Raw genomic sequence first — 14,192 nt, 5'->3', positions numbered from 1 at the left:
CCCTTTCCGCGGGGAGCAACCTAAGCCTCCTCGGCAACGAGGAGGTTTGGCGCTCGCCCCATGGAAAGCGAAGTGTATTCAGGCTGCGGGTGATTACCACATACCTTCTTTCTTAAAATAATAAAAAAGACAAACAATTATACGAATTTTTTTTAATGTGTACGTATAATTGTTCGGGGTTAGATTTAGTTGAAATACTTATGTCCCACTCTCTTTTTAGCATTTCACTATAATCCATCAGCTGTGTAATCGCATAATCAATTTGCCAAAGCGCTCGGCAAAGGGTAGAACTAGGAGCGAGGACAGAACATTAAATAATAGGCTTGCATGAGCTAATTGAACATCCATTTCTGCTGTCATATTTTTGACAATAGCAGCTAAATCATTGATAAATGGATAAAACAAAATGACCCCTCCAATATTTAACCAAATATGGGCATAAGCACAGAGTTTTGCACTTTTTTCTGTGCCTATTGAGGCTAAAAAAGAAGTTATACAGGAACCAATATTAGACCCCAACATAATGGCTATAGCAATTTCAATTGGAAGCAATCCTGCTGATAAAAAGCCCATTATAATCCCAATTGTCGCTGTACTTGATTGGATTAGGGCAGTTATAATAATGCCAACTATAAGGGCGATGAAAGGACGGTCTGCTAATGAAAGGAAAAAGGAATTTAATGCAGGATGATGTTCCATCATTCCAGCGAAATATTTAAAGCCTCGCATGGTTGTAAAGACAATGGAAATACCGAATAAAATGAAGCCGATACTTCTTAATTGATATTTGTTAATGATAATCAAGAGCACACCTAGGATGGCAAGTGGCAGCAGATAATTATTCATGTTAAAAGTAATAAATTCAGTTGTGAATGTGGTGCCGATATTTGTTCCTAAAATAATCCCGATAGATTGAGGAAAGGTTAAGACTCGTGCTGAAATTAGTCCAATCGTTAAAACCATAACGGCAGCGCTGCTTTGAAGAAGTGCTGTAATAATAATAGAAACAAGTAACCCCTTCCATGGCTTATCTGTCAATTTTTCGAGCGAGTTTTTTAGTGATTGAGAAGATAAATTAAATAAACCTGTCCGTAAAAGGGTCATCCCATAAATAAATAAAAGAATAAGTATAATAAAAAGTATAAGATAAATCATTCTAGACTTCCTCCTTATCAGAACTATATGAAATAAAGAAGGCGGACATGTCATTTTTAACTAATTAATAAGGACAAACCTGGCACTTATACTAGAGGACAGAGTGTTTAAAAAAATGGATAGAGGGAAAAATACAAAAAGAGAAGGGATTGGAGGGAGAAAAAGGCTAATTCCTTATATAAAACACCTTTTTTTTACGTTTTTTTAAAACAATTTGTCTAACTAGGTCAAATACAGTTGACCTTGTAACTTTGATATATTATAATGTCAAGGTACATGGAAACCATGTTGATGTTAGTGTGTTGTGTTCGGAGGGAGGGAAAGAGAATGTCTAAAACCGTCGTTCGTAAAAACGAATCGCTTGAAGATGCTCTTCGTCGCTTCAAACGTTCAGTATCAAAAACTGGTACTTTGCAGGAAGCTAGAAAGCGCGAATTCTACGAGAAACCAAGTGTGAAACGTAAGAAAAAATCAGAAGCAGCAAGAAAACGTAAGTTCTAAGAGAGGGTGTAGCAAAATTGAGTCTTCTCGAACGCTTAAATAATGATATGAAGCAAGCGATGAAAAACAAAGAAAAAGATAAACTAGTTGTAATTCGAATGATTAAGGCTGCCATTCAGAATGAAAGTATTAAGCTTGGTAGAGATCTTTCTGAAGAAGACGAGTTATCTGTCCTTTCTCGCGAAGTAAAACAACGCAAAGACTCCCTCCATGAGTTTGAGAAAGCAGGTCGTGAAGATCTTGTTGACAAAATACGTGCGGAGTTAAAACATGTTGAAATATATATGCCAGAACAACTTTCAGAAGAGGAGTTAGCAGAGATTGTGAAACAAGCAATCGTTGATACTGGAGCTTCTTCAAAGAAAGAAATGGGAAAAGTGATGGCTGCTTTAATGCCTAAAGTTAAAGGAAAAGCAGACGGTTCACTAGTAAATAAACTTGTACAACAACACCTTTCATAAATAAGTTTATGTTTTAAAGGCTGCGGATTATATCTGCAGCCTTTTTACATAGTTAATAGATTTTTTGTTTTATCTATTTCTAATATAACATATAATAAAAATAGATGATTTTATTAAAAAAGTAACTCTGTTGCTTTCCTTCGGTAGGGCCATATCTTATCCTTTGTTTTTCTCGATTTAACGATAAAAATCATTAACTAAATAAAATTTTTAAAAAATGAAACTTTTTATTTAGTTAAACGTATACATAGCCATAACATTTTTCTATTACCATTTAGGAAAGGAGGGAGAATTTGAGAAGACAAAAGAAAATATGGATGATTCCTCTTCTTTTTATTTTTTTTCTATCCTTCATTCCTAGTATCATTTACGCTAATAATGAAGAAAAAGTATATGTAGTGCCAATAAAGGATACGGTTGAAAAAGGGTTAAGTCAGTTTATAGATCGGGCAATTACCGAAGCAGAAGAAAATCAGGCTAGTGCGATAGTCTTTGATATGCATACACCTGGCGGAGATGTGTCGGCTGCTATTGAAATAGGAAAGAGAATTGCAGAAACCGACATAAAAACGGTTACTTTTATTAACCAAGATGCCATTTCCGCTGGTTCCTATATTGCATTAAATACCGATGAGATCTACATGGTGGAGGGAGGAAGAATAGGATCCTCTGGCGTGATAGACGGACAAGGGAATGCAGCAGAGGAAAAAGCTCAATCTTACTGGATCTCTGCCATGAAAGGGGCAGCAGAAAAAACAGGGAGAGATCCACTTTATGCAATGGCGATGGCAGATAAATCTATTTCTATTCCAGGTATGAAGGAAGCTGGCAAGTTTTTAACTTTAACTTCATTTGAAGCAAAAGAGATAAATTATTCCAATGGTACAGTAAATAGTTTAGATGATGTGCTAAATCATTTAGGGTTACAGAATGCAAAGATAGAAAAAGTTGATGAAAGCTTTGCAGAGAAAATGGCAAGGTTTGTAACAAATCCTATTATCATTCCTATTTTATTATCAATTGGGAGTCTCGGGTTAATCATCGAATTATATTCACCTGGATTTGGACTGCCGGGAATAGCGGGAATATCTGCTTTATTGCTCTTTTTCTATGGTCATTTAGTTGCAGGACTTGCAGGATACGAAAGTCTCATTCTCTTTGTGATTGGAATCCTTTTAATTATACTGGAATTCTTTGTCGTCGGTGGAATAGCTGGAGCAATAGGGATTGTTGCTGTCATTGCAAGCATGTTTCTTGCAAGTGGAGATATTGCGGTCATAGGGATAAGCCTTGCAATCGCAATAGGAGTTTCGATTATAGCATCTATCTTATTAGTAAAGGTGTTTGGTAGAAAAATGAAATTCTTTAAAAAAATCATATTAACAGACTCAACCAATACAGAAAGTGGGTATGTTTCTAATCAGAACCGCAATGATTTGGTGGAGAAAACAGGCGTTACCTTAACTGCCTTACGTCCTGCCGGAGTCATACTTATTGAGGATGAAAGAATCGATGTCGTGAGTGATGGTAGTTTTATTGATAAAGGTAAGAAAGTAAAAGTAGTAAAAGCAGAAGGTTCAAGAATTGTTGTAAGGGAAATACTAACGATAGATATACAAAAGGAGGATGAGTAATGCTAGTAGGCGGATTTGAAATATTTTGGATTATTGTTGTAGTATTGGCAATTATTTTATTAGGGGTGCTATTAACGTTTGTGCCAGTAATGCTCTGGATTTCTGCTTTAGCTGCCGGAGTGAGAATTAGCATTTTTACATTAGTAGGGATGCGTTTAAGAAGGGTTATACCAAGTCGCGTTGTAAATCCGTTGATTAAAGCCCATAAAGCGGGATTAAATGTAACAATCAACCAATTAGAAAGTCATTATCTTGCCGGTGGTAATGTTGATAGGGTCGTAAATGCTTTGATTGCTGCCCATCGTGCTAATATTGAGCTAACATTTGAAAGATGTGCTGCAATTGATTTAGCAGGGCGTGATGTATTAGAAGCCGTACAAATGAGTGTTAATCCAAAGGTAATTGAAACACCTTTTATCGCTGGTGTTGCAATGGACGGTATTGAAGTAAAAGCGAAAGCAAGAATTACTGTTCGTGCTAATATTGAAAGACTAGTAGGTGGAGCTGGTGAAGAAACGATTGTAGCCAGAGTTGGGGAAGGTATTGTTTCGACAATTGGTTCTTCTGATAATCATAAAAAAGTATTAGAAAATCCAGATATGATTTCTCAAACCGTTTTATCTAAAGGGTTGGATGCTGGTACAGCTTTTGAAATTCTATCGATTGATATTGCAGATGTAGATATCGGTAAAAACATTGGCGCTGAATTACAAACAGAGCAAGCAGAAGCAGATAAGAAAATTGCTCAAGCAAAAGCAGAAGAGCGTAGAGCGATGGCTGTTGCCCAAGAACAAGAGATGAAAGCAAAAGTTCAAGAAATGCGTGCGAAAGTTGTCGAAGCAGAAGCGGAAGTTCCTATGGCTATGTCTGATGCGTTGCGTTCAGGGAATATGGGAGTAATGGACTATATGAATTTACAAAATATCACGGCTGATACAGAAATGAGAGGCTCTATCGGTAAATTAACAGATGACCAGAAAAATAAAGATGATGAGTAAACTTTAAGAAAGGGAGGGAAAAGATTTGGAAATCCTTCCAATTATAATTGCGGTTGTAGTTTTTCTCTTCTCTTCTGTTTTTGATAATAGTAAAAAAAAGCAGGTGCCCAAACCAAAGAGACCACAGGTGCCAAAACAAGTAAATGCAGAAGTGGAGAGAGAACGACAAGTCATGACTGCCCCTGTAAGGCCCAAAAAAGTGGTTCAGGAGGAAAAGCCGCTTTCTGAGCTGGAAAGGCTGCAAAGGGAAAATGCAAGTTTACAAAAGAAGATTAAAATGATGGAAAAACAACGAAATAGAGTCGTTTCAGGACCAACTTTAAATAAGAACCAATTTCCTAAAGAGTCTGAAGGCTTATTTACAAAGGATAATATTGTTCAGGCAGTAGTATTTTCGGAAGTATTAGCATCGCCTCGTTCAAGAAATCCACATCGAGCTTCAATGCAACACAGAGTAACAAATAGAAAATAAAAACAATAGAGAGTTATTATCGAGCGTTATTTCTCTTTGGAGAATTGACTTGCTAGATAATAGCTCTTTTTTTGTATAAAAGGATAATTTGAAGAAAATGTCCGCGAATGCGCGATGTAAAAGTTTTTCTTAGCATAATGTAGGACTCCGTGAATATGATGATAGTAAGTGTAAGAAAGCGTACTGTCTATCCAGAGAATCTCATAAAAGAGAGGAAAGGGGGTTCTTTTTTTATGGCTAAAAAATGGGGACACAACTTGCGGAACTGGATGATAAAAAATTTAGAACTTCCTCAAGATGTCATGATGGACTTACCTAGAATCACAATGATCGGACAAATACATATTTATGTAGAGAACCACCGAGGGTTAATAACCTTTTCAGATAAAGAATTGCGATTGCTTTTAAAACAAGGGCAGCTGTTGATTAAAGGAAAAGGGTTTGTTATAAAGACAATTTTACCAGAAGAAATATTATTAGAAGGGAAAATAGATCAAGTTTTATACATAAATGAATGATTTGGGAGGAAATTATGAAAAATCATTGGATAGAATATTTAACAGGGATTATTACAGTGAAAGCAACAGGAAAAGGTTTAGAAAGGTTTTTAAATAAGTTATTAAAAAATGGTATGTCTGTTTGGAACGTAAAGAAGCACGGACCGCAAGCTGTAACCTTTCAGATTAGTCTAAAGAATATCCATTCTCTTCGTCATTTAGTTAGAGGGAGCGGTATAAAAATAGAGTTTCAGCGCCGAGCTGGAGCTCCGTTTCTATATAAAAGAATGTGGAAAAACAGCGGTTTTGTGCTCGGGTTATTCCTTTTTTTAGGACTAGTTCTTACTTTATCCAATATGGTCTGGGGAATAGAAATCAAGGGAGCGAATCCGGCGACTGAATATCAAATTCGTAAGCAGCTGGATAAGATGGACATAAAAATTGGTAAATCACAGTTTTTTGCAAAGGAATTAGATGAAATCCAAGCGGAATTAACGAATAATATTGATGCAATTACATGGATTGGTGTGGAGTTAAAAGGGACAACTTATCATTTTCAGGTGGTTGAAAAAAACGAGCCGAAGAAAAAGAAAGAAGCTGGTCCGCAAAATTTAATAGCGACGAAGAAAGCGACAATTGTAACAGATTTTGTGGAATCTGGTACAAAACGATATGCCATCAATGAGGTTGTGAGAAAAGGACAATTGTTAGTTGCAGGCAAAATAGGGAATGAAGATCATGCGAAAAGCGTATCTGCTAAAGGGAAAGTATGGGGAGAAGTGTGGTATACGACAGAAGTGACTGTTCCTTTGAAAACTACTTTCCAAGTATTTAATGGAGCGGAAAAGCAAAAAATTTATATGAAGCTTGGTAAGTGGAGTATTCCTGTATGGGGGTTTGGCAAAATAGAGTATAAGGAATATGAGGAAGAGGAGAATGAGTCAAACGTTAAGTTTTTTAAATGGGAATTACCAATTAAGATTGTAAATAAAACATATCGGGAAAAAGAGATTGTAACAAGAGGATATAGTGAGAAGGAAGCTATCGAGAAAGGGAAGGAGGATGCTAGAAAGGATATTATGAAACGAATTGGTGAAGATGGGAAAATTAAGGAGGAAAAAATTTTACAACAAGATATAAAGAATGGTAAAGTTAAATTAAATATAGCTTTTACAACAATAGAAAACATTGCGAAAGCACAACCTCTAACTCAAGGAGATACAGAATGACAGAAGATTTAAAAACGATGAATGTAAAGTTGAAAGATCCAAACGAAGCAATTGCTTTACTTGGTAATGGAGATAGCAATCTGCAAGTGCTTGAAAAAGAATTAGATTGTAACATCGTAACGAGAGGAGAAACGCTGCTTGTTTCTTCTGAGAATCCTGATTCAATAGAGCTCGTTGGGGATATTGTTGATAAACTTTTACAAGTAATCCGAAAGGGTGTTTCCATCAGTCAACGAGATGTGGTGTATGCGATCTCTTTGGCAAAGAAAGGAACGCTTGAATATTTTGGGTCACTATACGATGAAGAAATAGCGAAAACGATTAAAGGAAAATCAATTAGAGTAAAAACGATCGGCCAAAGCGAGTATATACGCACGATTAGAAGAAATGATCTAGTTTTTGGGATTGGTCCCGCAGGAACAGGTAAGACGTATTTAGCCGTTGTGATGGCGGTAAATGCTTTAAAGAGCGGGAAAGTAAATAGAATTATTTTAACAAGACCTGCAGTGGAAGCGGGGGAAAGTTTAGGTTTTTTGCCAGGAGATTTAAAAGAAAAAGTAGATCCTTATTTACGACCGTTATATGATGCATTGCATGATGTGCTTGGTATGGAGCATACTGCTCGTTTGATTGAAAGGAATACAATTGAAGTAGCTCCACTTGCCTATATGCGCGGGAGAACATTGGATGATGCTTTTGTTATATTAGATGAAGCACAGAATACAACCCATGCACAAATGAAAATGTTTTTAACAAGACTTGGTTTTGGATCCAAAATGGTAATTACAGGTGATAAAACACAAATAGATCTGCCAAAGGGCGTTAAATCAGGTTTAGTAGTTGCAGAACAAATTCTGCAAAATGTAAATGGGATTGGTTTTGTTCATTTAGAAGAAAGCGATGTAGTGAGACATCCATTAGTCGGAAAAATTATTCATGCATATGGAAAGCAAGTTATGTAAAAGAAAAGAAGGACAATATCGTAAGTTTATTCAAACTTACGATATTGTCCTTCTTTCTATATTGGATACATTCAAGATACATGAAATATTCGAAAAAGGATGAAAACGATCGAAAAAACTGTTATCATTTTACATATCATCAGATTTTTTTCTTTTTAATTAATAGTGGTTTTACTTATCTATTGAGGAAAGTAATAAGTGTTTGAATCAGCTTTTAGAAGGAGAATTTACATCTAGATAGGTTAAGGATTAAAAAATAGGTTTAAGATGATAGAATAAGCAAGTGAACCTATTTTTTGAAATAGGAGGTAAATATGAACGTTTGGCAGAGAATGCGTAATAACTTAATAAAACTAATGAATATTACCTTTTTTAAAATAATTCTCTTTGTTTTACTTGGTGTCATTTTATTCTTTACACTCTATGGAAACGTAAAGCCGGAAAAATTAAATGTACAGTTATTTTCTGTAGCGGATCAAACTATTAGGTCGCCCATAACGGTGGAAGATAAAGAAAGTACAGAGAAAAAGAAGGAAGAAGCAAAAAATCAAGTACAGGATGTCTATGTGGTTAATAAAGAAATTGCCCAGAATCGTGTGGATTTAATATCTTCTATATTTGATTCTGTAACAGAGGTAAATAATGACGTTGAGAAACAACTGGAAGAAAAAAGAAAGAAAGCAGAAGAGGAAGAGAAGAATAAAGAATCAATAAAAGAGCCGTCCGTTGATGAGAAGCTTGAATTACTAAAAGGTAAGCTGACAAATGAAGTAACGAATGAAATTATGGACCGCTCTTTAAAATCTCTTATTCCTTATTCGGAAGATCAGTTAGAAATCGCAAAAGATATTACGGTTACAGCTATACATACAGTAATGAATGGTAAGATTCCTTCAGATGAGGTGGAAAATGCTAAAAAAAGAGTGGAGGATATCTTAAAGGTAAACGATGGTTTAACATCTGATTTAAAGAGTGCAAGTATCGATTTAGGTAGATTTGCAATCATTCAAAATGAATTTTACGATCCTACTGCAACAGAAGAGATGCGTCAGCAAGCTGTTGATGGTGTGGAACCGATAAGAGTACTTCAAGGCCAAGTTCTTGTGGAAGAAGGCCAACTGATAAGTAGAGAGATACATAGACAGCTTGAACTTGTTGGATTATTAGACAGCGATAATTCCATTCAGCCATTTATCGGTTTAGGTTTAATCATCCTGGCGATGCTAGCGGCACTTTATTTTTATACACTTAAAAGAACATCGAAGGAGAAGGAGAATAATATCCAGTTCTATTTAATGTTCTTTCTTATAATTAGTGTAACGATTGTATTAATGAAAACAATAAGCGCCTTCCAACAGTTTGAATACACAGAGATTGGCTATATATTTCCAGCTGCTATGGCGGTTATGTTAATTAAGATATTAATGGAAGAAAAATCTGCTTTATTAGTAACGATTATGCTTGCGGTTTGTGGAATGATTATGTTTAATGAAGGTGTTGCTGGAACTTTTAATGTAGGAATGGGTATATATATTATTACTAGTGGTTTAGCCAGTATTTTATTTTTAAATAAAAGAAATCAGCGGACCAATATTCTTTATGCAGGATTCTTTATTTCTTTCATAAATATTGTTACGATATTAGCGATTTTATATTTGCAAAACGGACATTATGGTGCAAAAGAATACGGTGTATTCCTTTTACTGGCCGTTATTTCCGGAATAAGTTCAGCTGTTTTAACAATCGGTTTCTTACCTTTCCTTGAAACCGGGTTTGGGGTGCTTTCTACCATTAAGTTAATTGAGCTCTCCAATCCTAACCATCCATTATTACGTAAAATCTTAACAGAGGCACCTGGTACGTATCATCATAGTGTAATGGTTGCCAATTTAGCGGAATCAGCATGTGAAGCGATTGGCGCCAATGGATTATTGGCAAGAGTTGGTTGTTATTATCATGATATCGGGAAAACAAAAAGGCCACATTTTTTTATTGAAAATCAAATGAATATGGGAAATCCACACGACCGTATTCCCCCACAGGCTAGTAAAAATATCATTATTGCCCATGCAACAGATGGAGCTGAGTTATTAAGAAAATATAAATTACCGAAGGAAATCGTCGATATTGCCGAACAGCATCATGGAACCTCTCTCTTAAAATATTTTTATTTTAAGGCAAAGGAAAAAGGGGGAGAGGTAAAAGAAAGTGATTACCGTTATCCAGGCCCAAAAGCTCAAACGCGTGAGGTAGCAATTATAGGAATTGCGGATAGTGTAGAAGCTGCTGTAAGAAGTTTAAATGCACCAACCACCGAGCAAATTGACTCATTAATTAAGAATATTATTTCTGACCGTTTGCAAGATGGACAATTGGATGAATGTGATTTAACATTAAAGGAATTAGATATTGTTCGAAATACATTAAGTGAAACGTTAAAAGGGATTTTTCATTCGCGAATCGAATATCCAGAAATGAAAAAGTAAAGGAAGTCGAATATGAATTTAGAAATTGATTTTATTGATGAAACCGAAAAGGTGAAGGAAAGTGAAATTGCGAAAATCGAGGAAGTCTTACAATTTGCAGCCGAAAAACTAAATCTCCAAGGAGAAATTGAGCTTTCCATTACCTTCGTTCATAATGAACAAATTCAACAAATAAATAAAGAATATAGAGAAAAGGATCAACCGACAGATGTTATTTCTTTTGCGCTGGAGGAATTAGGAGAAGGCGAAATGGAATTGGTTGGAGAGGGACTTCCTAGAATGTTAGGAGATATTGTCATTTCTATCGATAAAGCGGAGGAACAGGCTAATGATTATGGTCATTCTTATATGAGAGAACTTGGGTTTTTATCTGTTCATGGCTTCTTGCACTTACTAGGATATGACCATATGACAGAAGAAGATGAAAAAGTGATGTTTACTCTTCAAAAGGATATTTTAGATGAGTTCGGATTACAAAGATAATAGAATTCGAAAGAACAGTCAATTATCCTCCTTCCGTTTAGCGATATTGGGAATATTAACTGCTATTAAACAAGAAAGAAATGTAAAGATTCATTTGGTTATTACCATTCTTGTTATTATATTGGGCCTTTTAAATGATTTGTCCAAACAGGAATGGATGTTTATTGCGTTTTGTATTGGATTAGTAATTAGCCTAGAACTGATAAATACGGCAATAGAACGTGTGGTGGATCTTGTTACTAGTGAATATCATCCATTGGCAAAAGAGGCAAAGGACATAGCTGCTGGTGCTGTTTTTATCGCAGCAATTCTTTCGATTGTGATTGGCGGAATCATCTTTATCCCGAAAATATGGAGCGCTATAACAGGTTAGAGAATAAAAGCTATCTGATAAAAATTAAATTTTAGACAAATAATTATTTGTTTAAGATTTAATTTTTAAAAGGTAGTTTTTTATTTTGGGGGTTTTATACGTTCATTAATCACTCCCTACTTCTTTCTCTTTATTGTGCTTCCAAATTAGTATATAATTTTAAGACAGTACATTTTACATAAGATTAAGTGTTACTGAAGTTTGAAAACGTTCCATTTATTCTTTAAAATAATGGGTAAGGCGAGAATAGGGCTTACTAAAAAGAGATACTCACTAAAATGAAAAGTTATTTTAAAATAAATCTTAGCGCTAAAGGGGAAAGTATTTGGCTAAGTAAGAACCTTTTCGGCTTGTGATATAGCCAAAAGTGGACTTGAAATAGCATGAAAAGCTGCTTTAAGAAAAGAGGGATTTGTATGAAAAAGGAACTTCTAATGGAAGAAGCAAAGCTTGCACGTGAGAAAGCGTATGTACCTTATTCAAAATTTAAGGTAGGAGCAGCTCTGCTTTCGGAAAAGGGTGTCGTTTATCGCGGGTGTAACATTGAAAACGCAGCGTACAGTATGACGAATTGTGCAGAACGAACGGCATTGTTTAAAGCTGTCTCAGAAGGTGATACTACTTTCAAGAAGCTTATTGTTGTGGCAGATACAGAGGGACCAATTTCTCCATGTGGTGCTTGCAGACAAGTGATTTCTGAACTTTGTCCAAAAGACATGGAAGTAATATTAACGAATTTAAAAGGCGACGTACAAACATTAACTGTGGCAGAGTTATTGCCAGGAGCATTTTCACCGGAGGATTTAAATGAACATTAATAATCAAACAGAACACAAATCAGGATTTATCTCCATTATAGGAAGACCTAATGTTGGAAAATCAACATTTTTGAACCGTGTAATAGGGCAAAAGATTGCGATTATGAGCGATAAGCCACAGACTACAAGAAATAAAGTTCAAGGTGTACTTACAACAGATGATGCACAGCTTATTTTCATTGATACACCTGGAATTCATAAACCGAAACATAGACTTGGCGATTTTATGATGAAGGTAGCGCAGAACACACTGAAAGAAGTGGATCTAATCCTTTTTATGGTTAACGCTGAAGAAGGCTTTGGTAAAGGGGAAGAATTCATTCTTGAGAAATTTCAGTCTGTAAAAACACCAATATTTTTAGTGATTAATAAAATTGATACGATTCACCCAGATCAATTATTTGCCATTATTGAATCATATAAAGAGAAGTATCCGTTTAAAGAAATTGTTCCAATCTCTGCTCTAGAAGGAAATAATGTCGAAACATTATTAACACAAATCAAAAAGTATTTACCAGAAGGACCGCAATTTTATCCAGCTGATCAAGTGACAGACCATCCTGAACGCTTTATTGTTTCTGAGTTAATAAGGGAAAAAGCACTGCACCTAACAAGAGAGGAAATTCCTCACTCCCTCGCAGTAGTAATTGAGAAGATGGAGAGAAAATCAAACGATGTTATTAACGTAATGGCCACTATTATCGTTGAACGAGATTCTCAAAAAGGGATAATTATCGGTAAACAAGGTAGTATGCTGAAAGAAATCGGAAAAAGAGCAAGAACGGATATTGAAAATCTTCTTGGAAATAAAGTCTATTTGGAATTATGGGTGAAAGTACAAAAAGATTGGCGCAATAAAATGACACAATTGCGTGATTTTGGGTTTAGAGAAGACGAATATTAATAATTAGAACGGAACAGCTATAAAGGCTGCCATAAGAAAAAGAAGGAAATCCTGTTGTCTCCTTTATTTCAGCAATAGGAAAACGTATTAAACAAGAAGGCATTCGGTTATTTGAAAATTATACATGCAATCAATTAGCAATATTTTCGTCTCATGATTTTATAAAGACAGGCTATGATAAGATTAAGGTTGTAAACAGCTAGTTAAAAATCGAAAGGTGGGGTTTTACATGTTAGACTTTACCTGGAAAGTTTTTTCCCAAACAGGTAACATTGATACTTATCTACTCTTTAAAGAATTAGAAAAGCATAATCATGAAATACCAGGAATGCAAGAAGAGGAACTAGCGGAACTCGATTATCCCATTTCATAGTACTGTCCTTATAGTAAGGGATGGTGAATGGTGATGCTGGAAAAGTGTGAAGGGATTGTAATTAGATCCATCGATTACGGTGAATCCAATAAAATAGTAACTTTGTATACAAGAGAATGGGGAAAGGTTGGGGTAATGGCTAGAGGTGCAAAAAAGCCTAACAGCAGGCTTTCTGCTGTAACCCAGCCTTTTGTCTATGGATATTTTCTCGTCCAGCGAAGTAGTGGATTAGGGCTTTTACAGCAAGGGGACATAATATCGAGTATGCGCTCATTAAAAGAAGACATTTTTCTTACTGCATATGCTAGCTATATAGTAGAGCTTACAGATAAATGTACAGATGAAAAAAAGCCCAATCCTTATCATTTTGAATTATTATATCAAACGTTGAATTACATGAATGAAGAATATGATCCGGAAATATTAGTAAATATCTATGAACTAAAAATGTTAAACAGCTTAGGATTATATCCAGTATTAGATCGCTGTGTTTTTTGCGGAGCTACAGAGGGCCACTTTTCTTTTTCTATCAGAGAAGGTGGATTAATCTGTCATCAATGCCTGGAAAAGGACCCTTATCATTATAAAATCTCACAGGCTACAGTAAAGCTGCTCCGGGTTTTTTATTATATGGATATTTCCCGTCTAGGAAGTATCTCCGTAAAAGATTCCACTAAGAAAGAGCTGAGTATGATTATTGATGCTTATTATGAAGAGTATTCTGGATTGTATTTGAAATCTAAAAAATTTATTCAATCAATGAAAAATTTAGGGGATTCCTTTACATAAAAGTAATTGAATGAAGAGTGATCTTCATCAAGAAGAAATCGAAGCAAGGTTGACAAC

General features: G+C 35.3%; 16 protein-coding genes. 15 read left to right on the top strand and 1 reads right to left on the bottom strand.

The annotated features are described in order from the left end of the window. Positions 1-237 precede the first annotated feature (237 nt). Positions 238-1,155 carry a Na/Pi symporter gene (locus tag NST77_RS12175; protein ID WP_095333822.1) on the bottom strand — a complete coding sequence of 306 codons (918 nt, stop codon included), beginning with the start codon at positions 1,153-1,155 and terminating at the stop codon, positions 238-240. Positions 1,156-1,482: 327 nt separating this feature from the next. On the opposite strand from NST77_RS12175, the gene rpsU reads away from it, so the two are divergent. The 15 genes from rpsU to recO all read left to right on the top strand — a co-directional run bounded on the left by rpsU (position 1,483) and on the right by recO (position 14,135). Next, the gene (gene rpsU / locus NST77_RS12170; protein WP_003152957.1) at positions 1,483-1,656 is read left to right on the top strand and encodes a 30S ribosomal protein S21; all 174 of its coding nucleotides are present in this window, start codon (positions 1,483-1,485) and stop codon (positions 1,654-1,656) included. A 17-nt stretch (positions 1,657-1,673) separates the two neighbouring features. Beyond that, entirely contained in the window at positions 1,674-2,117 is a 444-nt protein-coding gene (locus NST77_RS12165; RefSeq protein WP_095333823.1) for a GatB/YqeY domain-containing protein, read from the top strand. Positions 2,118-2,410: 293 nt separating this feature from the next. Further along, positions 2,411-3,751: an NfeD family protein gene (locus NST77_RS12160; RefSeq protein WP_341123014.1), complete on the top strand. Its 1,341-nt coding sequence runs from the start codon at positions 2,411-2,413 to the stop codon at positions 3,749-3,751. After that, positions 3,751-4,749, top strand: a complete 999-nt coding sequence (floA, locus tag NST77_RS12155; RefSeq protein WP_095333826.1) for a flotillin-like protein FloA — start codon at positions 3,751-3,753, stop codon at positions 4,747-4,749. Before NST77_RS12160 ends, floA begins: the two co-directional genes overlap by 1 nt. Before the next feature lie 25 nt (positions 4,750-4,774). Then, the gene (locus NST77_RS12150) at positions 4,775-5,221 is read left to right on the top strand and encodes a hypothetical protein (RefSeq protein ID WP_095333828.1); all 447 of its coding nucleotides are present in this window, start codon (positions 4,775-4,777) and stop codon (positions 5,219-5,221) included. Positions 5,222-5,454: 233 nt separating this feature from the next. Continuing rightward, positions 5,455-5,739 (top strand): sporulation protein YqfC, encoded by a 285-nt coding sequence (gene yqfC / locus NST77_RS12145; RefSeq protein ID WP_016202973.1) that lies wholly within the window; start codon positions 5,455-5,457, stop codon positions 5,737-5,739. 14 nt (positions 5,740-5,753) lie between these two features. Further along, positions 5,754-6,947: a sporulation protein YqfD gene (gene yqfD, locus NST77_RS12140; RefSeq protein WP_095333830.1), complete on the top strand. Its 1,194-nt coding sequence runs from the start codon at positions 5,754-5,756 to the stop codon at positions 6,945-6,947. Then, entirely contained in the window at positions 6,944-7,909 is a 966-nt protein-coding gene (locus NST77_RS12135; protein ID WP_095333832.1) for a PhoH family protein, read from the top strand. Before yqfD ends, NST77_RS12135 begins: the two co-directional genes overlap by 4 nt. Positions 7,910-8,223: 314 nt before the next feature. Next, positions 8,224-10,395 carry an HD family phosphohydrolase gene (locus NST77_RS12130; RefSeq protein WP_095333834.1) on the top strand — a complete coding sequence of 724 codons (2,172 nt, stop codon included), beginning with the start codon at positions 8,224-8,226 and terminating at the stop codon, positions 10,393-10,395. A gap of 12 nt (positions 10,396-10,407) precedes the next feature. Beyond that, positions 10,408-10,878 (top strand): rRNA maturation RNase YbeY, encoded by a 471-nt coding sequence (gene ybeY / locus NST77_RS12125; RefSeq protein WP_095333835.1) that lies wholly within the window; start codon positions 10,408-10,410, stop codon positions 10,876-10,878. After that, positions 10,856-11,251 (top strand): diacylglycerol kinase family protein, encoded by a 396-nt coding sequence (locus NST77_RS12120; RefSeq protein ID WP_123257990.1) that lies wholly within the window; start codon positions 10,856-10,858, stop codon positions 11,249-11,251. The genes ybeY and NST77_RS12120 overlap by 23 nt, the downstream gene beginning before the upstream one ends. Before the next feature lie 416 nt (positions 11,252-11,667). Then, a complete protein-coding gene (locus NST77_RS12115) occupies positions 11,668-12,069 on the top strand; it encodes a cytidine deaminase (RefSeq protein WP_163188413.1) in 402 nt (133 codons plus the stop codon). Continuing rightward, positions 12,059-12,973 (top strand): GTPase Era, encoded by a 915-nt coding sequence (era, locus tag NST77_RS12110; RefSeq protein WP_217279781.1) that lies wholly within the window; start codon positions 12,059-12,061, stop codon positions 12,971-12,973. Before NST77_RS12115 ends, era begins: the two co-directional genes overlap by 11 nt. A 229-nt stretch (positions 12,974-13,202) precedes the next feature. Next, the gene (locus tag NST77_RS12105) at positions 13,203-13,346 is read left to right on the top strand and encodes a YqzL family protein (RefSeq protein ID WP_082138270.1); all 144 of its coding nucleotides are present in this window, start codon (positions 13,203-13,205) and stop codon (positions 13,344-13,346) included. A 33-nt stretch (positions 13,347-13,379) separates the two neighbouring features. Next, a complete protein-coding gene (gene recO / locus NST77_RS12100; RefSeq protein WP_095322373.1) occupies positions 13,380-14,135 on the top strand; it encodes a DNA repair protein RecO in 756 nt (251 codons plus the stop codon). The last annotated feature ends 57 nt before the right edge of the window (positions 14,136-14,192 follow it).

The organism is Niallia sp. FSL W8-0177, from assembly GCF_038006285.1.
Classification (GTDB): Bacteria; Bacillota; Bacilli; order Bacillales; family Cytobacillaceae; genus Niallia; species Niallia circulans_A.
This window is presented reverse-complemented; position numbering and strand designations above follow the sequence as displayed.